Source organism: Bacillus sp. FSL K6-3431, from assembly GCF_038002605.1.
Lineage (GTDB): Bacteria > Bacillota > Bacilli > Bacillales > Bacillaceae_C > Lederbergia.
This window is the reverse complement of sequence record NZ_JBBOCT010000001.1, coordinates 779,583-804,268: the sequence shown is the minus strand read 5'-3', so window position 1 is coordinate 804,268 and position 24,686 is coordinate 779,583. Positions and strand designations below refer to the sequence as shown.

Below are 24,686 nucleotides of genomic sequence, written 5' to 3'. Positions count from 1 at the left end.
TATAATACATTAGTTCGCCACTGTTGCTGAGCCGTACCCTAAATGGGAGGATTGAGCAGTCTAGATAATAATTCAAATCGTTTCAAAATATATACAAAAAGGTGATTGAATGTCGAAGATAGTAAAAATTGAAAAGCCAAAAGTCTCAGAAAATCTAACTCCAGCTAATTTTCAAGAAATATATTATCAAGATGAACCCTATCTTATGAATTGTATAATATCTAATTGTACGATTGATAGAGAAAAAATGGACAAAATTGAATTTTCGCAAGTGATTTTTAAAAACGTAACATTCAGTGAGGTATCATTTAGAAATATTGAGTTAACAGATGTTGTTTTTGAAAACTGCGATTTGTCAAATGCCGATTTTATGGGAGCAAGCATTCATAGAGTAGAGTTTAAAGAATCAAAAATATTAGGTATCAATCTAGCAGAGTCAAGTTTCAGAAATGTCTTGTTTGATCATTGCAATTTAAATTTAAGTGCTTTTGGCTATGGAGGTCTAAGGCAAGTGAATTTTGTAAATTGTTCATTGCAAAACGCTGATTACTACGAATGCAAATTTAATAAAGTGGCATTTCATCATTGTGATTTGAATGATGTGAATTTTTCCCGAACACCACTTAAAGGAATTGATATTAGTAGTTCCACATTCCATAATCTTGGAGTATCATTGGAGGATTTAAATGGATGCGTAGTTTCACCTACACAAGCAATCGGATTTGCTACAATGTTGGGATTGAAAATTAAAGAATAAAGACCTACTTTAAATGATATGCTCCAGTCTATGGATGTAGCTTACAGTATTCTTTTAATGGATAAAGAACAAGTTAAATTATAAAAGGTCAAAATTCATATGTTGACATAGGTGAAATGCTAACCTCGATTATTACATCTGGTTTTAAGACAAGAAATAGTAGGTAGTCTATATTTCAACTGATGCAGGAAGAGAAGGAGAACACATCTTCCGGAAAATTTACTCAATGAGTGGGGTTCAGAAGCCGTTGAAACGTATGTGGATTCAAGACATGACTAAAGAAGGGCTCATAAAAGCTTTTGAAAATGCTAAAGATGGATCTCTTTATGAAGGGTTAGCTATCGCTGGGAAATTAAGAGAAGAGTCGGATCTCCTTATTGGGATAAATAGTACAATGATGGTCATAAAATTGAGTAAGAGTCCTAAAGTTCTTTCATTAGGGCGTGTTCAAACACCTACTCTTGCAATGGTGGTTAATCGAGATAAAACAATCGGGAATTTTTCGAAGGTGGTTCATTACTCAATTGCAGCGACAGATAAAAATGGAGCGAAATATGAGCTTTTATTAGAAAAAGATACTCATTTAACGAAAGATGCTGCACAAGTCATTTTAGATTCACTCGGAGACCGAAAAGCATTTGATATTGTTTCTAAGAATAAAGAAGAAAAACCTGAAAAGTTGTTTGATTTAACCGGGTTGCAGAAATTCATGAATGAGAAGAAAAAGTGGAGTGCAGATCATACGCTGAAGACTACACAAGCTTTGTATGAGAAAAAATATGTTACATATCCACGTACTAGCTCTCAATATATAGCGAATGATTCTGAGCTTCCTGCACTTTTAGAACAACATTCTGCTCATAATTGGGTTAATAATATAATTTCTAACGGGTATAAGATCGAACCCTCATTTGTTGATCCGTCAAAGGTTACTGACCATGAAGCAATTGTAATTACATCCAAATTGGCCAACAATCTTTCGGATGACGAAGCTATACTATATGATGTGATATTTACAAGGTTTTTGGCTGCTTTCTATCCATATTCAATTAAAGAAGAAAATACGTCTACATTTATGGATCAAGAACATACATTCAAGGCTAAAGAAACGGTATTAGTAAAGGCTGGATGGAGAGACCTTTATGGTGAAGTGCTTCAGGAAGCCTCATTAAAGCATACTACATTAAATGACATAGGAGATTATGCTTTAATACAAAAAGAAACCAAGCCACCTAAACGCTATACAGAGGGAACGCTATTGCACGATATGCAACATGCAGCTAAGTTCCTAGATGAAGCTTCAGATAAAAAAATGATAAAGTCAGTTGAAGGGATCGGAACTACAGCTACAAGATCCGATATTATTGAGAAGTTAGTTGAACGTGGGTTTGTTGAGAAAAAGAAAAATCAAATTATCTCAACGACACTTGGCCAAGAATTAATTGATATGATGCCGGAAGATTTTTCTTTATATAGTGTTAAACTAACTGCCTTTTTTGAAACGATGTTGTCCCAAGTTGAGCATGGAGAATTAAAAGAAGAAACATTTTATGAAGAACTTGAAGGTCTAGTTAAACGAACGGCTGAAGAAATTAAAGGAAATGTAAAGACTCTTTCTACAGCAGCAAATCCGGGAAAAGAAGCTATTGCGCTTTGTCCGAAATGTAAAAAGGCTGTTTATGAGAACAGCAAAGCATACTCTTGTTCAGGTTTTAAAGAAGGATGCAAAACAACACTTTGGAAAAATGCTTTAGAGAAGTTAGGTAAAAAGACAGTAACAAAAACTGAAGCCGGTAAGCTCTTTTCAGGAAAAATAATCAAAGTTAATTTGAAATCCAAACAAGGAAAAGCTTATAAAGCCAATGTGATTTTTAATTTAGATAAAAATTGGATTGAATTTGCTAATAAATAAAGGGGATTAAAATGAGCAATGTAAAAGAAAGTAAAAGAATATATAAAATATCTCATTACTGATAATTAATAATATAGATCGATAATTTTAAATAAAGATTGATCATTTATAATAAAGTTTGATAAAAAATCCTGTTCAACGCAGGATTTTTTTATTAGAAATGAGCGTTAAATAAATCTTTGAAAGGATTTTCTTAAATAAGTAGTTTATTGTAAACTGAATTTATAGAAAAATTGAAAAGATATATGGTAGATTGTGAAGAAATGCACTTTAATTAACGGGCAGTTTTGTTTAATGAAAAAGTAAAAGTGCTTTTTCATTAAAGGAATTAGGAATGGCAAACAGGGAAGTAACGGGTGCAATAATTGAAGATGCCAAGTAGGACCTTAACGAAAAGGTCCTATTTTTCCGAGGAAAATAAATGGAATTTTGTGTTAAAATTAAAATAGTGAGTAAATGAGCTAACGGGCACTTTAGTTGAAGAAAAAGTATTACTATTATTTGTTAATCGATGATAGAATAAATAAAATTTAGGTTTTGAACAGGAGAGTGTTTTATGCGGGAAAATCTATATTTAACAAAACCATCAGTAGATTTAGAGGGGGAATATCTCTCGTTTTATAAAGAATGGTTAGATAGTGGGGAAAATATGATACCTTGGGTTATAGAAAAAGACCCATCAAACTTTGAGAAGATGGTTCAGTCTTTAATACATAACGAAAAGGGTGTAAATCTCCCAGAAGGATGGGTACCTGATTCGACTTATTGGTTACTAAACAATGATAGAAGAATAATTGGGGTTGTAAATATACGTCATCAACTATCAGAGTTTTTATTGAATAGTGGTGGGCATATTGGCTATGGTATTCGGCCTTCTGAAAGACGAAAAGGTTTTGCCACTAAACTCTTGTCTTTATCTCTTGAAAAAGCTAAAGATTTAGGCATTAATAAGGTTCTGGTTGTATGCGATAAAACTAATATAGGTTCGTTTAAAGTTATTACTAAAAATGGTGGAAATCTCGATTCGGACTTTATAGAGGAAAATGGAAACATTGTAAAAAGATTTTGGATAGAATTATAAACAATATTTTCTTCTTCAACTATCTGATGCTTTAGTGAAAAAGAGCTTGCATAAAACCCCTCTTTTTCATACAGCCACCATGCTTCTAAAGAACCCGAAAACCCTGATCTATCAGCGTTGTATAAAAGCATGCATAACCAATAAAAACAGACACGTGAAACCCCCTTGAGGGACAATGGGTTTGTTTCATCAGCTTCCCAAAATTGCTATTATGTTAACAAGGTTTGTATAAAGTATTCATTTGATATAAATTGGGATCTTATTAAACTAACTAGCAGGTTAGTTCAATAAGATGGAGGATTAATTCTTATTAAAATGGAATATATAGCTTTAGGAGGTGGATTCAATGAACATAAGAAAAGCTGCTTTATCCGATGCAAAGGGTATTGCGAAAGTCCACGTTGATAGTTGGAAATCTACTTATAAAAGCATTATTCCAGATGAATTTTTAAAGAAACTATCATATGACCAACGAACTGACTTGTGGAATCGCAATATCTCTAAAGAGGGAAATTACGTCTTTGTCGCAGAAAATAATGAGAGAGAAATCGTAGGATTTGCAGATTGTGGAAAAAGAGATGGTAATAATGTTGATAATTCTGGTGACTTAACATCTATTTATCTCCTTGAAGAATATCAAGGAACAGGAGTCGGAAAACAATTATTGAAACAACTTTTTCTTCAATTTAAAGAACTCGAATTCAATAGAGTTTTTGTGGAAGTATTAGAAGACAATAAAACCCGTTATTTCTATGAGTATTATGGTGCTAATTTACTTAAATCCGAAGAGACAACAATTGCAGGTGCAGAATTGAATCTTCTTATATACGAATGGGATAACCTTAACGAAGTATTATCTAAACTCTGATTCACTTCTTCTTGGGGTATCGTCAGGAAAATGCGGATTTACAACGCTAAGCCCATTTTCCTGACGATACCCCTCTTTGAAATAGCTTTAACTTGAATTCGGTAAGTAACCGTTTAGAAAGTTGAAGAAACTGCGTTAAATCAAGGTTTGTCGGTCACAAAAAGTTATTAATTTTTTTGCAAAAAAACCAGGACACGATGCACCTTTTGTCAAATGGTAAAATTTGTGTTAGGATTGATTTGCTGTAAAAATAAATCGTAACGAGGTGAGGACAATGAAAACAAAAAAATATACGTCTTATCCTCATCATATTGCTTTTTAGTTATTTTTTTACTAATACACTAGGCTCTGAGGGTAGGATTTACTCTCAGGGCTTTTATATTTAGGCAAAAGGAACGTTTAAGCTTTCTTGCCGATCTATGACAGCCACTTACAGAGTGGCTGTCATTTTTTTAGGACAAAAAGTTGGTCAAGGCAACAATATTAGTTTTATTTTGATATTGGTAAGGGTTTAATCTTTTTCTTACAAATTGATCTGAACTCTATTAGGGGGTTATGTATTCAACTTGAATTACTTAGGATGGTATTTATTTTTCACAGAAAATTTCAAACAGTGCCGGTTTAAGTTTGAGCAGGCTTATACCTGGAGATTTGGGTCGATCCGTTTTGTCGTTACTTTGTTCCAAAGGATAAGGGCCCCCTTCTTGAGATAGCGTTTCAACTTCGGAATCGTTTTCCGTTATTCGCTGATTTTCAAATATGAAAGGATGATGCTTTATTAAAAGACTCGCTCAATATTTTCGCTCATTACAATCCGGACAGTCATCTTACAGTAAGATTTATGAAGACCCAATCTATTGGAATAATGATGTTGCCTATTACATTGAAAGGACAAATAAACTCACACCGGATAAACCATGTATCACCATAAAAATACCTTTTGACCGTCTCGGCTTAGATGAAAATATGGATCAAGTTGTTCTCTCAGATTTTGCATTAAGAGAATGGGTTGATCATATTGAGGCATTAAATGAATTGATTTATAACCGGTCACGTTCTGATAAAGAAAATGGTGCTTTTTATTGTTTTCGTCCAACCAATGTGTTGTTGCAACGTAATGCATCCTATGTCGAAGTCATCTCGGAAAAATGGTATTTATGCTTAATGATTACAGTTCAACTTCCAATCAAGGATAATAATAAAGCTATGCGCATGCTCTGCAAAATGCTTCCAAAAAAAGTGGAGGAGTTTACTGCCAAGTTTGATCTCATGAAATTAAATACTGCCTATGAATTGGTAAAAAAACAAAATATGATTCGCGAATGGCTAAAATCCAGTGGATATTGTGCGTTTATTGGGAATGGCAGCATTTTCCCAAGAAATAAAGACAACAGCGGGCCACTAGAAGGTGCCTTGCCTTTTACATCCCCGGAAGATGTTGAAGTTGAAATTTGTGGTTTGCGAGGAATGGGAATAAAACATGGTGTGACGGTCATCACCGGCGGTGGTTATTCGGGTAAAAGCACATTGCTGGATGCACTAAATTCGGGGATTTACAATCACATCATAGGCGACGGACGAGAATTTGTGATTACAGATCAAAGTGCAATGGAAATATCTGCAGAGGAGGGCCGTAGCATAAAAAATATCAATATTACGCCTTTTATAAAATGGATACCCAATAGTTCGGCTGAACAGTTTTCGACTGACTACGCCTCAGGTTCCACATCTCAAGCCGCAAATATTATGGAGGCAATCAACTTCGGGTGTAAGCTTCTTCTTATTGATGAAGACAGAAGTGCGACCAACTTTATGATTCAAGACATCAAAATGCGTTCATTAATCAAGCATGGACCCATTACACCTTTTACGGAACGCGTCAGGGAGCTTTATGAGGCTGTTGGCGTATCTTCCGTTCTTGTTATTGGAGGTAGCAGTGAATTTTTATCCGTAGCCGATCAAATCATCCTAATGGACAATTTTGTACCAAAAAACGTAACCCAGGAAGCAAAAAATTTATGTGAACCACGCGAACGTATCCCCCTTACAAAATGGGAGATAGAAAGAAAAATAACCACCGATCACTTTTCGAGCTATCCACAGGGCAGTGGTACAGAAAAGCTGATGGTTTCAACCATGGGATACATGATGATAGGTGATGAACAAATTGATATCAGAGGGCTTTACAATATCACATCACACGCCCAGCTTGCAGCTATAGCCTTTTTAATTCGAAAAATGGCTATAAGTAATCAGGGTCGCCCCATCTTTCTTCATGAAAAGATCAAAAAAGCTCTCGAAGATATGGAGAGAGAAGGAGTGGATATTGTATTTTCTTCCTTTTTCCCTGGTTTCGAAAGATGGCTTGAATTACCTAGAATTAATGAAGTATTATCTGTCATAAACCGAATGAAACATTTGAATTCTATTCAGATTGAGCCCTCTGAACACCTCTAATTACGACATAAATATTGATTATCTTGATAATCAAATAGTTAAGTTAATTAGTGAAAGAAGTAGATACGTTGAACAAGCTGCAAAATTCAAAAAGGATACTGAAGATGTTAAAGCACCAAAAAGAGTTGAAGCTGTAATTAAAAAAGTTAGAACAATTGCTGATGAAAATAATGTAAATCCTGATATTATTGAAAAAGTATATAGAACAATGATTTCTTGCTTTATAAATCACGAATTAATCCATCATTCAAAAATAGATAATATATAAGGGTAAATTACAAGATGCAATACAATAATTTGTCGGAAAATTATTATATCCTATATATTCAGCAATCGGGCTCTTTAATGGAGCAATGAAAAAAGCCTAATTTCTTCACATTAAATTAAAAAATTAGGCTTTTTAATATTGAAATTTCCTTAACGTTGTAAATCCGCAATTTCCCGACGCTACCCCAATTAATGGGGCAGGTTAGTGAAATACTGAAATTCAAAAAAGGTTTTACCAAAGTTAATCCAGAATTAGGAAAGAAAGATATAAAATTGAGAGAAATGAATTATGAATTAGAATATATTATATAATACTAAAATTTAGGAGTGAGTTCATGAAAATTCTTTATTACATAGTAGTACATGTTATAAATTTTTTCTTCCTAGTTGTAGTAGGATTTGTTTCACTTGCTTTTTTTTCCAATCCATCAGCAGGTTCATTGTCACCTTTAAGCCCTGCAATCCTAGCTCCTGTAATTTTCTTACTATTACTTTTGGTTGCTAACTATATTTATCAACTAAGGAAAAAGAATTGGCAGGCACTACTTAACGGAAATGTCATTTACATAGTAGTTTTATACGTCGTAATAACCGTGGTAATGCCATTTCTAAATGCACTTGTCTTATATGGGGTACAGCCAACATTTTGACATAAAACCCACGCTAATACATTTTTTTGGAAACAAAAAGCCGTTTTCTCCTACGCTAAGGAAAACGGCTTCTTTTTATCTTGTTTGTCTTATTCTAAAAGTCGATTCATTTTCGTACAGAATTGCTTGTTTCTAACTCACAACTTTAGAATGAACCCTACCATGACGTTAGCTTTGCCTAACTCTTACAAGTTTAGTGAGACTAACAGCAAGCTATTTTGCATTTTCTAATTGGTGTATAATAGTGTAAAGAAATTTTATACTAACGGAGGGTAATGAAATGAAGATTTTGTTTGATGAAACATACACTTCAAATGACGGAAAGTATACAAGCAGGAATATTTGGTATGGATATGCTGATATATCTGTTGATGGTCAGCATGGAAAAACCATTAAGCTTAATGAAGATTTTATGGTTCAATTATGCGAATTAATAAAAAATGACTTATCTAAGAATGCAGCAAATGTGCCTACTCAAACTAACTGGTATTTCTATGGAAGTGCTGTAACTAAGGACGCTATTGGAGACAATATCCGTCCGACAATTATGGTTCGTGAGAAGTCTGACGAGTTTACAACTAATTTTAATATCAGTGACCACGATTTTGCTGTAAATATTGATGCTATTCTGTTGTTTAAGGCGAATTTTGAAAAACGTTTAGCAAGTCATTGATGAATAATATCAGTATAAGCATATTCAAACTATTTGAGGGGATGATTTCATAATGAATTCATTCTCCTTTTTCATGTGGTGGGAGTCTTTTTGTGTGGAAGAAAAGGACATTTAATAATACAGATTGTGAATAATAGCACTTAAATTAAACTGCCACGTTAGCTTAAGTACATTTCTTCACAATCTCTTCTCTATTACAAAAAAGTCCCACAAACGAACGTTTTAGGGATTTTTTTGCACACTTATATTTACATAGTTTTGAACTGTTTACCGTTCCCTAAACTATTCCCTTTAACTTTTTCCCTAAAATTGACGGTACATCCGTATTAGGGAATAATTAATTTCAGGAGGGGAATAGAATGGGAAAAATTTTTGGATATGCCCGAGTTTCTACTCAAGATCAAAATTTAGAATTACAAATGGATGCCTTACAAAAAGCTGGTGCAGCTGTTATCTACAAGGAAAAAATGACGGGCACAAAAAAAGAGCGTTTAGAATTAGAGCAACTCTTAAAAGCAATAAGTGAAGGAGATACAGTGGTTGTCTATAAACTAGATCGTATCTCAAGATCTACCAAGCACTTAATTGAATTAGCAGAAACCTTTGAGGAAAGAAAAGTGAATTTTGTTTCTATAAGTGACAACATTGATACGTCAACTGCAATGGGTCGTTTTTTCTTCCGTACCATGGCAAGTATTGCTGAGTTAGAACGGGATATCATCAGTGAACGCACTAAAGCAGGATTACAATCTGCAAGGATTAGAGGTAGAAATGGCGGAAGACCAATTAAGGATCCAAAATTAGTAGAACGAGCATTAAAACTACATGCTTCTAAGGAGTACAGTATAAAAGAGATTTCAGATATGACTGGTGTTAGTAAATCTGTGTTGTATCGAGCTATAGAACGTATATAGAAATGAACAGGAGGCACTATCTTGTATTTGAGAGCAAGAGAACTACTTACACCTGAACAACGCATAGATTTCATGACAATTCCAGCTGATATTAGTGAGTGGGAAATAGCTACCTCCTACACTTTATCACCACATGATTTAGAAGTGATTAAACGTCGAAGACGAGACTATAATCGACTTGGATTTGCCGTTCAGTTATGTCTGTTTCGCTTTCCGGGATGGACATTATCGGATGTTAAAGAAATACCTAAGTCAGTTTTACGGTTTATTGCCAATCAAATTAAGGTTGACCCCTTGGAATTTCAATCATATGCCGAACGGGAACAAACTAAGCATGAACATATGGTTGAAATTCGGAAAGAGTATGGTTATAAGAACTTCTCAACAAGAGAATATCGTAACATCTCTTCTTCTTTACTAAGTCATGCAATGGAAAATGAGAACTCAATGTATTTGATTAGGACAGCTATCGAAGAAATGAAGAAGCGAAAAATTATTCTTCCAGCTATGTCGACTATTGAACGTCTGGTTTGGCAAACACGTCATCGAGCTGAACAAAAAATATATAAGATATTATCGCGGTCTCTATCCTCTTTGCAAAAGGAAAGTTTGATCCTAATGACGGAGCCTACTCTGGATAGTGGAAAAACACCTCTTGCTTGGTTAAAAGAAATCCCAGGACAATCTTCACCTGATGCCTTCTTAAAAGTCATTGAACGATTAGAGTATGTGAAAAAACTTGAGTTATCTATTGATTGTAATGACATACACCCGAACAGGCTTCTTCAATTGTCGCGTTTAGGTGCGCGATATGAACCTCATTCCTTCCGAAGATTTAATGAGGCTAAAATATGCCATTCTTGTGGCTTATCTCTTAAATCTCAGTCAAGACTTAATTGATCAAGCCATTGAAATCCACGATCGCCAAATTATGATCTTGCAGTCAAAGGGCCGTAAGGCCCAAGAAGAAATGCAGAGACAAAACGGTAAAACAATTAATGAAAAAATCATACAGTTTGCTGACATCGGTGCTGCACTAATAAAGGCAAGAAATGAAGGATTGGATCCGTTTACTACATTGGAAACCGTCATGTCCTGGGAGAAAATGATTGCATCGGTGGAAGAGGCCAAACAATTATCACGTCCTATCGACTATGATTATTTAGATCTTTTAGAAAGACGATTTTTTTATCTTCGAAAATATACGCCTACCTTACTTAAATCACTAGAATTTCAATCGACCCAATCAGCAAAACCATTGATAGAAGCACTAGATATTATTAAAAATATGAATGATTCAGGTAAACGAAAAGTTCCAGAAGGAGCTCCTCTTGGGTTTGTCTCTAACCGGTGGCAGAAACACGTATATGACGAGGATGGAAGCATCAATCGACATTATTATGAAATGGCAGCATTAACTGAATTACGAAATCATATTCGATCTGGAGATGTATCTGTTCGAGGCAGTAAACAACATAAAGATTTTGAAGAGTATCTAATTCCAAAAGAAGAATGGTTAGAAACTGGATTACATCATAATCGCCTTGCTGTAGGCAGTTCTGCTGAAGAATATTTGACCGAAAGAATGGATTCTCTACGAAAACGGCTGCAAGCCATGTCCGATAACGTTGATGAACTAGAGGGTGTCAGTATAGATAAGGGAAAATTTCGCATTGACCGTCTCGAAAAGGATACTCCAGAAGAAGCCAAGACGTTTAGTTCATCCCTATACAGCATGTTGCCACGGATAAAACTAACGGATCTGCTAATGGAAGTTGCAAGTTGGACAGGTTTTGATGAACAATTTATTCATGCTTCTTCAAGCAGTCCTCCCAAAGGAGAGGAAAAGTCGATCTTATTGGCCACGCTAATGGCGATGGGGACAAATATTGGCTTAACAAAGATGGCAGATGCTACACCCGGAATTACCTATCACCAAATGGCTCATGCTTCTCAGTGGCGTCTTTATGATGATGCGATGAATAAAGCTCAGGCAACACTTGTGAATTTCCATCATCAGCTTGCTTTATCTTCATATTGGGGAGATGGAAGTACTTCCTCTTCAGATGGTATGAGAGTACAAGTTGGCGTGTCTTCTCTACATGCAGAATCAAATCCTCATTATGGTTCTGGTAAAGGAGCTACGATTTATCGCTTTACAAGTGATCAGTTTTCTTCTTACTACACAAAAGTCATTAATACCAACGCTCGTGACGCAGTTCATGTGATAGATGGGTTGCTGCACCATGAATCTGAATTGAATATTGAAGAACATTATACAGACACGGCTGGTTATACCGATCAAGTTTTTGGACTGAGCCATCTACTTGGTTTTCGTTTTGCACCTCGCCTTCGAGATCTGTCTGATACCCGACTATATGTAATAGATAAACCTGGTGAGTTTCCAACAATAGAAAAATTACTACGAGGGCGTATTAATACAAAGGTTATTCTAGAAAACTATGATGATGTTTTACGTCTAGCCCACTCCATTCGGGAAGGGAAAGTTTCTGGTTCACTTATTATGGGAAAGTTGGGGTCCTATTCAAGGCAAAATCGTTTGGCTACAGCACTCCGTGAAATGGGTAGGATTGAAAAAACAATCTTCATATTAGACTATATTTCAAATGAAGCAATACGTCGTCGAATTCAACGAGGGTTAAACAAAGGGGAGGCTATGAATGCCTTAGCACGAGCCTTATTTTTTGGAAAACGAGGTGAACTCAGGGAAAGAGCGTTACAAGACCAGCTTCAACGTGCAAGTGCATTAAATATCATCATTAATGCGATCACTGTATGGAATACAGTTTATCTCACAGAAGCAACAAAAGTTCTAAGTGAAAAAGGGATACTACGAGAGCAAATGATAAAACATATTTCACCATTAGGATGGGAACACATTAATTTCTTAGGAGAGTATACTTTTGACATAAAAAAAATGACAGGACTCAACTCTTTAAGACCATTAGATCGATAAACTCCTGAGCCGGTACCCTTAGAGTAAAGGATATCGGTTTTTTATATGGTAAAAAATGTCTTAACGTGGGTTTTATGTCAAAATGTTGGCTGTGCCCCTATATTAGATAATGCCACAGCCACTGACTCTTTTATCATACCCCTGAAATTCCGCAGCAAACAAGCATCCTCGATTTGAAGATCCCTTTTTAATGCCGATAAGAAACTTTATGTTAACTAAATTTGTATATAATATTAATTTTTATTGATAAAAATTAACAAACTTTAGGTATAATAGGGGAAAAGGTAGGTGAATTTTTTGAAAAGATTTATTATAAGAAACGTATTAAATACATTTATTGTTTCTATCATTTTAGCTATTGTTTTATTACCAATTTTTATACAAAGTAATACTGGTATCTTTAATACATTATGGTTTATATTCTTATATACATTTATATTTATTCTATTATATGGGGTATCTGCTTCAATAATTGCTGAATTACTGAGTTTAATAAGAGTATTACGAATGAAACGTATTTTGGTTAAATCTTTGGTCTATTTATCATCTTTAATAATATTTGCCTATTTTTCTCCTCCCCTAATATATCTTATTTATGCTTTTATTAGCGCGATTTTATATTTTTTCATAGATGAATACTTTAAAAATAAGAAAGATACCCGAACATAACTAACTTAATTGTTCGGGTATCTTTCTTATTAGTTGAAAATGCTAAATTGAATTTTTGCCTTTGTAGTACCGGGAGCAAGATATGCTAATCCTTTACTTGCATGTCTAAAGATAACTGCCATTGCATCGGAATTTGGAATATATACATACATTTCATGATGAGGAGCTTGATCATGATCTCCAAACACTTGGATATCTCCGGCATGGCTCACGTTAGCAGTATACGTGTAATCAATTACTGGTGGAGTTAATATTCCGAGAAGATCAAAAGGATCTCCTACTGCATGAACAACTCTAAATGAAGCAAATTTAGAAGTTGCCTCAAGATTAGTTTTTGACATTGTATATTTTGTTTGAGTAGTAGTATCCATAGTGCCATTACAATTATATCTTGCACTTTGACCTACCTTACTTGTTACCCAACTTGGTGATGCAGTAGTAGTCCCATTAAAATAAACAGATACTTCTGTTCGAGTACGATATTTACTATGATCAAATGAATATGATCTATCGTCTCCACGGAAAGTAGGACAAGAAAGTGGATTTCCAGGTACTTTAGCTATTGCATCAGCAATAAATGTAGTATATCTAAAGTTATATCTTTGTGGAATTGCGGCAGCCGCAGCATAAGCTTTTGCTTGAACTAAACTTTTAATATTCATTTCTTCAAAACTAAATGTCTTTACAATTTTACCAAGGTCAAATTGTTCATAAGTAATTTCTTCTAATATTTCATTAGTAATCTCAAGACCTTTCGATTCTAATTCATTAATCATCTTTTTTATTTCATCGGCACTACGTTTTTCTTTACTTAATACTCTATATGTATAATACTTATCAGGTTCTATGCTTTTATCTTCATACTCATTACTAGCAATCTCACCTATAAATTTGTCATCTCTATATAATTCTACAATTCCATCTTCATCAGGTAGATTTTCATCCCATTTTATTTTAACTCTATCCTTACTTATAATAGCATCAATGGTAACCCCGTCTAATTTACCTTCTTTTTGATTAGACTTAGAATTCACACTAGTCCTAACCTTTTCATCATCTTTCTTAGTTATAACCCTTAATTCAGTTTGGTCGATAACCTGTTTATCCTTATTTAAAGCAAACAGATAATATTTATACTGTTTTTCAGGATTTAATTCGTGTTGCTTATATTCATTATCTTCGCCTTCCCAAATTAGTTCTTTGCCACTATAAAGCTGAAAATAAGCTGCATCTGACTTCCAGGAAATTTGAATACTATTCTTAGTAGTTTGATAATTTACCTCAAGATTTGATGCCGCACTAGCATTATTTACAGAGAAAAATAAAACTAACCCAAGAACTATTCCCCACAAAAAATTTTTTTTCATATTAACATTTCCTCCTACTATCCTTATTCTTCCGAGTAAAATACAATATAACCCTTTTGTTACAAATTATCCTATTGTAAAATTTAACATTATAATAGTCTAATGTAAAGTTACCTATTATAAATTAATAAGAATTTTATAAAAGGAGTAAATAGATGCCTATTATAAGACATGAGCAATTTATCCAATCCCCTGTAAATATTTGCTTTGATCTTGCAAGAAACGTAAATATACATACTAAAACTATGTCTAAAACAAAAGAAAAAGTTGTCGGTGGAGTGACGGAGGGGTTATTAAAAGAAGGAGATACCGTCACCTGGGAAGGAATTCACTTTGGTATTAAACAAAAACTAACTGCTAAAGTAATCCAAATGGAGAAACCTAATATGTTTGTAGATATTATGCTGAAGGGAGCTTTCAGTTCTTTCATTCATACACATCGATTTGTAGAAAAAGCATCTGGCACGTTAATGATTGGTACATTTGATTATATATCCCCTTTTGGTCCATTTGGCATAACAATTGGAGATCCTTTTTCAATGCCGATAACATGCTATTATGTTAACTAGATTTGTATAAAGTATTCATTATAGACTTTGAGATTTTGTTGAACTGAATGGGAGATTCTCAATATGTGTTAGAGTAAATGAAATAGATCTGAACTTACCGAAAACGACTTATTTCATATGGTGGATTTTTAAAAGTAATTCATAAAGAATTGAATCTTGATGATGCAGAAGATGGGGATTTAATTCATACAGATGATAAAGAAAAAGCTGATGAAGATGGTTTTTCAATAGTTGCTATGTGGAATTGGGAACGTAAAAATTATTTTATTAAATAAAGTTTTTCAACAACGGGCCATATTGCTGAACATAGAATGTTATAGCAAATAAAAAAAGATGAGGGGAACGCGATTTTAATGTTTATAAGGAGTGCTCCTAAAATCACAGGGGATAAAGCTATTTCTGAATTAAATGTAGTTACAATCAATGGTGTTGACCAATGGATTTATATTCGAGGTAAAAATAGAAATAAACCAATTCTTCTTATGCTTCATGGTGGTCCAGGGACAGGACAAATAGGATTTATTCGCAAGTTTCAGATGGAACTTGAACAACATTTTGTCGTTGTCCAATGGGATCAAAGAGGATCGGGTTTATCCTATTCCAAAAAAATACCACTTGAGTCGATGAATATCGATCAATTTGTTCAGGATACGATTGAGGTAACTAAATATATTTTAAATCGTTTAGATAGACCGCAACTTTATTTAGTTGGACATTCTTGGGGAACAATATTAGGTATGTTAGCAATAACACATGCTCCCCAATTATATAAACGATACTTTGGAGTAGCTCAAGTTACTCATGTTAAGTCGAGTGATAGACTTTCTTATACAAAACTGCTGGAAAAAACACAAATAGCAAATAATAAAAAAGCATATGAGGCATTATCTCAAAGGTCCTCCTCCATGGAACGATTTAGAGCATGACCGAATTCATCAAAAACATATCGAGGCTTTCGGAGGAGGAATCACTAATGATGGAAAAATGGTGCAAAAGATATTGCTGAATTTATTAACAAGTAAAGAATACACATTACGTGACTGTATAAGCTTTTTGCAAGGACAGTTTTTCAGCATGAAAAACTTGCAAGAGGAAATGATAGAAATGAATTTAATGGAAAGCATTGATCAAGTGAATTTACCAATACATTTTATAATGGGAAAACATGATTTAACTATACCATATGAACCAACTGAAAAATTTTTTAATGAAATAGAGGCTCCCGAAAAACATTGGACTATGTTTGAAAATTCCGCGCACTCTCCTATGTGGGAAGAACCCGAAAGGTTTATGAGAATTCTTCTTTCAGAAACGCAAAAAGACTGTATATGTAAATGAACTTCCTTTTATTTATTAATATATCTTTCAAAATGTAACGAGGTAATAAGTTTCAAATAGTTAGAGTAATATGAAATTGACTTTTATGAGTAAACGGTTAGTAGGTTACTTTATCTTCCAAAAGAAACTTGCAATAGTTTGTTCAGCAATCGGGCGCGATTGTGGAATAAAAGAGATACAACATTCGCCCCTTGGTCGTCCAGTAACCCCTATGAGAGTATTTAATTGAACAAGCATTAAAAAAGGATCTCCAACTGGAAGATCCTTTTTAATGCCAATAACATCCAATTATGTTAATTAAGTTTGTATAAAGTATTCATTTGATACAATGGTATCTAATTAAATAACCAATAATTTCCCTTAAAATAATATTAAGACTATTATCAAAATAAACAAATGAAAAAAACTGAAATATATAGAAATCACAAAAAGCTATAAATAAAATAATCTCAGCATTCTAACTTAGTTTCATCAATTTATTTCATTCCATATTTTGGTTTGATCCATCGTTCCAAAAGGTGTACCTTTTTATCCTTTAATAATGTTCTTGTAGTACAAGGTTTCTAATCGTTTCAAAAGGTGTGATATTCACTTTAGATACGTCCCTTAAACACGCAACACCTTTAGGGACATTATTTGATATAATTATAGTATTATAGAAAAGAGGGATGTAAAGAATGAAACGGTTTGCTTACATACGTGTTTCTGATAAAGACCAAAATGAAGATCGACAAGTACAAACTATGAAAAAGGAAGGTATAGATGATCGAGACGTATTTATTGAAAAAATGAGTGGGAAAAATTTTGATCGGCCGAAATATCAATTATTGAAGCAGTTGGTCCGAAATGGTGATGAAATAGTTTTTGATTCCATCACACGTATGGGGCGGACTATGAATGAAACATTAAAAGAGTATGAATGGTTTGTGGAGAACGGAATCCAATTGAAATTTATCAAAGAACCCATGATTAATACTTCCGATGAACAAGATGATATAATAAAGGTAGCAATACAAAAAGTTATTTTAACCGTCTTAGCAGCATTTGCTGAAAAAGAACGGATTGACAGCAAAATTAGACAAGCTGAAGGTATTCAAGCTGCGAAGGATAAAGGAAAGCATTTAGGTAGGCCTCATGCTGTAATTACACCTGAATTTTTACAAGCACATAAACAATGGATAAATAAAGAGATCACAGCCGTTGCAGCAATGAAGATGGCCAATATGTCAAAAACTACTTTTTATAGAAAAGTAAAAGAATTAAAGGAAATTTAATTTCCTATTCTCGTGTTTCTTAGTCTAGAAAATTTTATTTTTATAAGTAAGAAGCGACTTAAGACAGGTCGCTTCTTTTAAACAATGTCTGATCATTTATAAAAAAGGCTTTGATAAGAAATCCTGTTAGTTAGGATTACTTCTTCCACTAATGCAGCAGGTTGGTGAAAGAAGAAAGTGATTTTTTATATAATTCTAAGTAAAAGTTTCCTTCAACCTTAAAGTTTTCCTGGTTAATATTCATATAGATTATGTTTACTAAAAAAAGAATAGGTGATGGTAATTAATGAGAGAAGGAAATTATGCATTTTCAAATGATACTCATATTAGTGTGGCGAATGAAAAAAATAATCTGAAACAAATATTAAAACATGAATTTGTTCATAAAGAAACAGTTAGTATATCTACATATGGCATGTTATTGGTAATGATGGAAAAGGCTAGTATAGTCGACAATAGAAAGATATGGTTGTTTAATGAATTATTAGATATTTTTAATAAAATGCAAGAGCGAACTGCAACTTTTATTGAGTACTTTGATATTATTCGAGAAGAGGGTATAGAAGAATTTAACAGAAGAGTCGAAGAATTAAAAAATACTAATAAGACATATTACAAGTATTTTTCTTTTATTTATGAATATTTAAAAGAAGAACATTTTTTAAATAAGGAATCAGTTAAAGAAATTATAAATACAATTAAAGCTATTTCAATATTAAGTTCTAATGTTGAAATAGCTAAGTTACCCTTTGATGAATGGAGCGGAAAAAAAGATATACAACGTTATTTTTCTAAAAATGAAACTACTTTAAAGTTTAATCCAAATAAAAGGTTTGAAGCTTTAATCAAATGGGAATTCGATGGAAGCTCAAAATACAAAAATCAAGCAGAAAAAGTTTTAGAGAATACATATTCAGAAAGCGATACTCTAAATGTTTGTATAAATGCAATTAATAAAATTTATAGTGATTCTAAAGGTTTGAATATAATACGTGAAAGAGTTTCTAAGTTCCAATTTAATGAATTTGATTATGAAAAGATGAATCACGTAATGGCACTTACTGCTTTTCCCATACTGTACAATATAGATTTGAATTATAGTCAAGAATTTGCAAAGGTTAATACTACCTTAAATAAATTAAAAAATGATAATAAATCTATACTACAATTTAATCATTTATTAGCTGGTTTGGAAAAGGTTGCTCTTTTATCGTGTATTTCTATTGAGGATTCTGAGTTAAAGATAACGACTAGTCAATATAATTTAGAAGAAATCACTTCTATTATAAAAAATGTAAATAACCCTATTGTTTTTTCTCAAAGTAAAATCTATACAAGATACAAAGATATGTTACATCAAAATTTGAATGATAGACAGATGTATATATTTATGGAAAATTCATTTCTTTCTAGTTACAATTTCTTGTCTTCAGAATTTACTTCTTCAAAGTACGTGCAAATTTCACAAGAAGGATATGATATTATTGCTATTCGCAAGAAGAATTTCACACTAATTCAATTAGTTGTAAAAGGAGTAGGAAAAGAAGTAAGGGATGATTTAGAGGAAATTAATATTCAACCAGCCAACATACTTGAGACTATGGCTATTTTTAACGAAGAAGTTAAAACTGTTGCAGGAGCTATGTTTAAGTTTTGTAATATGGCAGTCAAAAACAAAAGTCATGGTTTTAAATAATTATAATGTTAAGACCTAATAAGGCTTGTAATAGTTGATTTTAATCAATCTTTTTTATAAAAAACAAATTCATTCCAAAATAAAACCCACTCATTTTGATCAATCTTTTTTCAAAGCGCGTGGGTTTCTTCTATATATATAATCAATGTTTACAGCTGTGGTTTTAAAATTAAGTTTGATAATTTAAAACAAAGTCTGATCATTTATAAAAAAGATTGATAAGAAATCCTATTAGCTTTAAGAATTAATAGGATTTCTTATTTCACTAACGGAGCAGATTAGCTCATTAAATATCAGATTCCGAATAGCTAATTTAATATTTTGAAACATGTTACAATGTAGTCCAAGAGTATATTGCTTATCTAATATTAAAAATTCTTTGGAGGAATAATATGAAAATAAAGTTAGCTACGCTAGATGAAGTTAATCAAATAGAAATTTTATATCAAGAACTTTTTTTAAAAATGTCAAACTTTCAGCCGAAATATATAAAGCCTGCTAAGCAGGATGTAGAGTTTATCAGGAAGACAATCAATGAAAAGGATTCGGATATTTTAATAGCTGAAATCGATAACTGTACAGTAGGTTTTTTACTTATTCAAGAACTAATCACACCATCCTATACGTGTTTGGTTGAACATAAATACGCTTTTATTACTGATATAATTGTTGGAACCAAATATCAAAATCAAGGAATTGGTTCCGCTTTGTTATTAGAAGCAAACAAATGGGCTAAAAATCGAAATTTAGATTACTTAGAGTTAAATGTACTGTCTGAAAATATTGGCGCTATTACTTTATATGAAAAGCAAGGATTCAAAGATGTAAGCCATACAATGCGCTATGAATTTTTATTGAAAAGACATAAGGAGCATTAATGTGTTGAGAAACTATTTATTACAGGTGCGTTAGTACAATAAGGAGTATTAAAATAATCAAACTTTTTTATAAAAAACTCGTACCTAGCTATAAAAGAAACTCCATTTTGATCAATCTTTTTTCAAAATGGAGTTTTTCTATTTGTTGTTAAATAAAGGTTGAAGAGAACGTTTTAATCAATCTTTATTCTAAAGCTACATTAAAGAAAAGAAAGGGGAATTGTAATGAGAATTTTTGATGCACATTTTCATATTATTGATTTTGACTTTCCAATTATCGAAAACCAAGGATATATGCCTCCGAGTTATGTTGTAGAAGATTATAAAAATGAAATCGCTGATTTAAATGTACTAGGTGGAGCTATTGTATCTGGGTCATTCCAAGGATTTGATCAAGAATATTTATTAAAGGCACTTAAACAGATGGGTTCATCATTTTGTGGAGTAACACAATTACCATTTACAGTTACGGAGAAAGAAATACTAAATTTAAATGAATGCGGGGTTAAAGCATTACGCTTTAATATTAAGAGGGGCGGTTCGGAAGATTTATCGAAGTTGGATTACTTTGCTAGAAGAGTTCATGATTTAGTAGGGTGGCATAGTGAGTTGTATATTGATGCAAAAAGGTTACCCGAGATTGCATCAACTATTGAAAAATTACCAGCAATATCAATCGACCATTTAGGGTTATCTGAAGAAGGACTACCACATTTATTAAAGCTAGTAGATAAAGGGGTACATGTAAAAGCTACTGGTTTTGGACGTGTAGGTTTGAATGTTAAGAATGTCTTAAAATCGATTTATAAGATTAATCCAGATGCTCTTATGTTTGGAACGGATTTACCATCTACAAGAGCAAAAAGGCGTTTTGGGTATGAAGATATAGAATTGATCCAACAGGTGTTTGATGAACAAGCTACCGATAAAATCCTGTATACGAATGCTCTCAAATGGTATTTCAAGTAATTGAAATACTTAGTATTAAGCAAACGAGCGCGTTTGTGAAGTAAGCTACTGGTCCAATTCCTTAATTTTAATATTGAGAAATTGGACTTTTTATATTTATTCATAGTGCAAAATAGCACTTAAAATAGATGCAAAATAACTCCTAAAGTGACATGTATAACAAACTTTATTGCTTTCAAAGTTTCTGGGATGATTACAGCCAATGAAATGTACCAACGCTGATAATTTTTACCACCGAATGACAAGAAATGTACCAGTAAATGACAGGTGATTACGACCTTACATCTTCTGAATGATAAAGGTTAAAATGCCAAATGCCATACGTATATTGAATAATAAATGCTATACTTATTGTACTAATTTGATTGATTTTCAATAAGAACTGTCTTCAACAATCGGCCCAGATTGTTGAGCAACATAGACAGGAAATTCTCAAACTTTTATTAGTGGTAGCATCAGGAATCCGCGATTTACAACGGTAGGAATGCAACCAACCCGAGCTATATTAAATCTTTGGGAAGGGATTTTTTTGAAAAAGGCGGAGCACAGTGTCCATCAAATAATACGGTATTTATATAGGAGATGAATTTTTTATGAATCAAAAACTGAAAGTTGGTATAGTTGGGGGAACAGGAATGGTGGGCCAGCGGTTTGTTCAACTGTTGGACCGGCATCCTTGGTTTGAAGTGGAGGCTATTGCGGCCAGTGCAGGTTCGGCGGGTAAAACGTATGAAGAAGCTGTGCAAAACAGATGGAAAATGACAGGTCCGATTCCCGAACCTGTGAAGAATATCATTGTTCAGGACGCTTCGAAAGTGGAAGAGGTTGCGTCAGGAATTGACTTTATTTTTTGTGCGGTAGATATGAAGCAGGATGAAGTGAAAGCATTGGAAGAAGCTTATGCTAAAACCGGTACGCCCGTTGTGTCCAATAATTTGGCGCATCGTTGGACACCCGATGTACCGATGGTCATACCGGAAATTAACCCGGGGCATATAAAAGTGATCGATGCACAGAGGAAGCGCCTGGGGACTTCCACCGGATTTATCGCAGTAAAACCGAATTGTTCGATTCAGAGCTATGTGCCGGCGCTTCACGCACTTTTGGATTATAAACCTTCTGAAGTAATAGTGTCGACTTATCAGGCGATTTCCGGAGCAGGGAAAAACTTTAACGATTGGCCAGAAATATTGGATAATGTCGTCCCGTATATCAGGGGCGAGGAAGAAAAGAGCGAGCAGGAACCGCTGCGGATATGGGGTAGGGTCGAGGATGGAGAAATCGTAAAGGCGAGCGAACCTATCATTACTGCACAGTGTATCCGTGTTCCGGTTACGGATGGACATTTGGCTAAAGTATTTGTATCGTTTAAAGATACCCCTTCAAAAGAAGAAATTCTTACCCGTTGGTCTCAGTACAAAGGGCGGCCGCAGGAGCTTGAGTTGCCGAGCGCACCTAAACAATTCATCACGTATTTTGAAGAAGAAGATCGGCCACAAACGAGACTGGATCGTGACATTGAACAAGGTATGGGAGTTTCGGTTGGCAGATTGCGCGAGGATTCCATTTACGATTTTAAATTTGTGGGGCTCTCTCATAATACCTTGCGCGGAGCAGCAGGCGGAGCCGTGTTGATCGCTGAACTGCTCAAGGAAGAGGGATATATCCAAGCGAAGTAGGGCCATAAGGAATCTCTTTGTTTTGTATTTTGATTTTAATTACGAGTTTTTGTAATCGTTGACTCTATTGTTACTACCCCTTTAGCCCTTGATATAACTGTAGTTGCATTCTTACCGATATAATGGGGAGATTTAATAGATGATGCCTTGTACATTGTTCAGCAAAAGGGCGCGATTGTTGAAAAACAAAAGCTAAATTCTTCGCTATAAATAACGAGGAATTTAGCTTTTTAACTTTCAAAATCCTAACCGTTACCCCTTTGGTAAATGCGGTGGCACTAAGTGGTAATTCTTGTGGCAATCACCGGTAAAAAAAATGACAGAAGTGGTACATTCCTTTGGCCGTAATCACTGGGAAAAATAGAAAGAAAAGAATTTGGGTTGGATTAATTATTTTGCTTTTAACGCCATTAGTCTTTTTTTTTACAGGTATTAGTGTAAGCCCTTTTGACCTCGGTGGATTTGGTACTGGAATGTTAATGGTATCATATAGTTTTTTATTTGCTATTAACCGAATTGTTATCATCATTATTGGTGTAATTACTAAATAGCTATTTAGGTGAATATCATAGACCATTTTTCTTCAACCAATGAGGTAATGTTCAACAAAATGGACTTAAAATGATCAAACTTTTTTATAAAAATTCCATCTATATTTAAATCTGTAGAATCCATTTTGATTGATCTTTTTTCAAAATGGATTCTTTAAATTTTCCGTAAAATGAAGGTTTATGCGTGATTTTTGATCAAACTTTGTTTCAAAGCTACAGCCAATATGTCCAAAACTACTTTCTATAGAAAAGTAAAAGAATTAAAGGAAATTTAATTTGTAGATTTGATGTAAATTTCGAAATAAAATAGAAGAGGCTGAAAAATGACAAAAGTAATCAATCCACAAGATTATTCTTATTCGTTTAGATTGGGGATTTATGATTGTTTTAAAGTTCTAACTGGAAGATGTTCTTTAGAGCTTTCAGAAGAAGAATATAAATATTTTAAACCCTTTACCTCAACTTATAAAGATGGAAGTATTGACTATTGCAGAGAGTTTGCTCGGTATTTAATTAAAAATGATCTTTTTAAACAAGATACCGGAATAACTATGTTTCAAAATTAATGTGGTCATGTTTCATTTTCTGATGGTCAACATAGAACGTGTATTGCTAAAAAAATAGAAATTAATAATTTAACAGTTTCTAGATTTGAAAATAACCAAGGAATTTGCTGTAGAGTTTGTCTTTTTATATATTCCTGAATCCCTATATCCGAGTGATTATACGCAAGTATTATTAATTAGATTTTCACAATTACGAAATAAATTCATCTGCAAAACTACCAAAAAAAGTAGATGTATATCTTTTAAATAGAAAACATTAATATGGAACTTGCGCCTATAGATTATTATATTAATGCATATGGTAATTGGAAAACACTTTGAACAAACAAAGAGAGGAGAAATTTATGTTGAAATTTTGAGAGGGATTTGTTGCTCGAAAATAAAAAAAGAGCGATTCTTAAAAAAAATCAGATATTTGGGCAAGTAGTGAACCTTCCCCAAATATCTGCGTCCTTGTTTTATTTAGTTTCATTTGGTTTGAATGAACTAACGTTAAAATAATAAGACATAATAAATGATCAAACTTTTTTATATTAATATTTACATTAAACACATGTAAACGATGTGAGAACCA

The 24,686-nt window shown here is 33.4% G+C and carries 20 protein-coding genes and 2 pseudogenes; 21 read left to right on the top strand and 1 reads right to left on the bottom strand.

From position 1 onward, the window contains the following. Positions 1 to 109 precede the first annotated feature (109 nt). The 10 genes and pseudogenes from MHB53_RS04035 (at position 110) to MHB53_RS03990 (ending at position 12,556) form a co-directional block, all read left to right on the top strand. Positions 110 to 757 (top strand): pentapeptide repeat-containing protein, encoded by a 648-nt coding sequence (locus MHB53_RS04035; protein WP_340915871.1) that lies wholly within the window; start codon positions 110 to 112, stop codon positions 755 to 757. Between the two features lie 256 nt (positions 758 to 1,013). Beyond that, the gene (locus tag MHB53_RS04030; protein ID WP_340924461.1) at positions 1,014 to 2,669 is read left to right on the top strand and encodes a DNA topoisomerase; all 1,656 of its coding nucleotides are present in this window, start codon (positions 1,014 to 1,016) and stop codon (positions 2,667 to 2,669) included. 556 nt (positions 2,670 to 3,225) lie between these two features. Further along, complete coding sequence (locus MHB53_RS04025; protein WP_340915870.1) at positions 3,226 to 3,750, top strand: GNAT family N-acetyltransferase; 525 nt, start codon at positions 3,226 to 3,228, stop codon at positions 3,748 to 3,750. 346 nt (positions 3,751 to 4,096) lie between these two features. Beyond that, positions 4,097 to 4,618, top strand: coding sequence for a GNAT family N-acetyltransferase (locus tag MHB53_RS04020; protein WP_340915869.1), 522 nt, complete (start codon positions 4,097 to 4,099; stop codon positions 4,616 to 4,618). A gap of 966 nt (positions 4,619 to 5,584) precedes the next feature. Continuing rightward, positions 5,585 to 7,075: a P-loop domain-containing protein gene (locus MHB53_RS04015; RefSeq protein ID WP_340915868.1), complete on the top strand. Its 1,491-nt coding sequence runs from the start codon at positions 5,585 to 5,587 to the stop codon at positions 7,073 to 7,075. Beyond that, positions 7,053 to 7,343, top strand: coding sequence for a chorismate mutase (locus MHB53_RS04010; RefSeq protein WP_340915867.1), 291 nt, complete (start codon positions 7,053 to 7,055; stop codon positions 7,341 to 7,343). The genes MHB53_RS04015 and MHB53_RS04010 overlap by 23 nt, the downstream gene beginning before the upstream one ends. A 334-nt stretch (positions 7,344 to 7,677) precedes the next feature. Beyond that, positions 7,678 to 7,992 carry a hypothetical protein gene (locus MHB53_RS04005; protein WP_340915866.1) on the top strand — a complete coding sequence of 105 codons (315 nt, stop codon included), beginning with the start codon at positions 7,678 to 7,680 and terminating at the stop codon, positions 7,990 to 7,992. A 280-nt stretch (positions 7,993 to 8,272) separates the two neighbouring features. Beyond that, positions 8,273 to 8,665: a hypothetical protein gene (locus MHB53_RS04000; protein ID WP_340915865.1), complete on the top strand. Its 393-nt coding sequence runs from the start codon at positions 8,273 to 8,275 to the stop codon at positions 8,663 to 8,665. A 359-nt stretch (positions 8,666 to 9,024) separates the two neighbouring features. Continuing rightward, positions 9,025 to 9,579 (top strand): recombinase family protein, encoded by a 555-nt coding sequence (locus MHB53_RS03995; RefSeq protein WP_017154440.1) that lies wholly within the window; start codon positions 9,025 to 9,027, stop codon positions 9,577 to 9,579. A gap of 21 nt (positions 9,580 to 9,600) precedes the next feature. Further along, positions 9,601 to 12,556 (top strand): annotated as a pseudogene (locus tag MHB53_RS03990) (Tn3 family transposase). 698 nt (positions 12,557 to 13,254) lie between these two features. Here MHB53_RS03990 and MHB53_RS03985 read toward each other — a convergent pair. Continuing rightward, on the bottom strand, positions 13,255 to 14,592 hold the full coding sequence (locus tag MHB53_RS03985; protein WP_340915864.1) for a hypothetical protein: 1,338 nt from the start codon (positions 14,590 to 14,592) through the stop codon (positions 13,255 to 13,257). Positions 14,593 to 14,747: 155 nt separating this feature from the next. Here MHB53_RS03985 and MHB53_RS03980 point away from each other — a divergent pair, with 155 nt between their 5' ends. From MHB53_RS03980 to MHB53_RS03930, 11 genes and pseudogenes are all read left to right on the top strand, one after another. Beyond that, positions 14,748 to 15,161 (top strand): SRPBCC family protein, encoded by a 414-nt coding sequence (locus MHB53_RS03980; protein WP_340915863.1) that lies wholly within the window; start codon positions 14,748 to 14,750, stop codon positions 15,159 to 15,161. Between the two features lie 95 nt (positions 15,162 to 15,256). Further along, positions 15,257 to 15,436: pseudogene (locus tag MHB53_RS03975) on the top strand (protein rep); the annotation flags it as partial. A gap of 78 nt (positions 15,437 to 15,514) precedes the next feature. Then, entirely contained in the window at positions 15,515 to 16,087 is a 573-nt protein-coding gene (locus MHB53_RS03970; RefSeq protein WP_340915862.1) for an alpha/beta fold hydrolase, read from the top strand. 73 nt (positions 16,088 to 16,160) lie between these two features. Then, a complete protein-coding gene (locus MHB53_RS03965) occupies positions 16,161 to 16,499 on the top strand; it encodes an alpha/beta fold hydrolase (protein ID WP_340915860.1) in 339 nt (112 codons plus the stop codon). 677 nt (positions 16,500 to 17,176) lie between these two features. Then, the gene (locus MHB53_RS03960; RefSeq protein ID WP_340915859.1) at positions 17,177 to 17,773 is read left to right on the top strand and encodes a recombinase family protein; all 597 of its coding nucleotides are present in this window, start codon (positions 17,177 to 17,179) and stop codon (positions 17,771 to 17,773) included. Between the two features lie 286 nt (positions 17,774 to 18,059). Beyond that, positions 18,060 to 19,469 carry a hypothetical protein gene (locus MHB53_RS03955; RefSeq protein ID WP_340915858.1) on the top strand — a complete coding sequence of 470 codons (1,410 nt, stop codon included), beginning with the start codon at positions 18,060 to 18,062 and terminating at the stop codon, positions 19,467 to 19,469. A 392-nt stretch (positions 19,470 to 19,861) separates the two neighbouring features. Beyond that, complete coding sequence (locus tag MHB53_RS03950) at positions 19,862 to 20,347, top strand: GNAT family N-acetyltransferase (RefSeq protein ID WP_340915857.1); 486 nt, start codon at positions 19,862 to 19,864, stop codon at positions 20,345 to 20,347. Positions 20,348 to 20,572: 225 nt separating this feature from the next. Next, positions 20,573 to 21,316: an amidohydrolase family protein gene (locus MHB53_RS03945; protein ID WP_340915856.1), complete on the top strand. Its 744-nt coding sequence runs from the start codon at positions 20,573 to 20,575 to the stop codon at positions 21,314 to 21,316. A 593-nt stretch (positions 21,317 to 21,909) separates the two neighbouring features. Beyond that, the gene (gene asd, locus MHB53_RS03940) at positions 21,910 to 22,995 is read left to right on the top strand and encodes an aspartate-semialdehyde dehydrogenase (protein WP_340915855.1); all 1,086 of its coding nucleotides are present in this window, start codon (positions 21,910 to 21,912) and stop codon (positions 22,993 to 22,995) included. 338 nt (positions 22,996 to 23,333) lie between these two features. Beyond that, positions 23,334 to 23,546: a hypothetical protein gene (locus MHB53_RS03935; RefSeq protein WP_340915854.1), complete on the top strand. Its 213-nt coding sequence runs from the start codon at positions 23,334 to 23,336 to the stop codon at positions 23,544 to 23,546. A 323-nt stretch (positions 23,547 to 23,869) separates the two neighbouring features. Further along, entirely contained in the window at positions 23,870 to 24,112 is a 243-nt protein-coding gene (locus tag MHB53_RS03930) for a hypothetical protein (RefSeq protein WP_340915853.1), read from the top strand. The last annotated feature ends 574 nt before the right edge of the window (positions 24,113 to 24,686 follow it).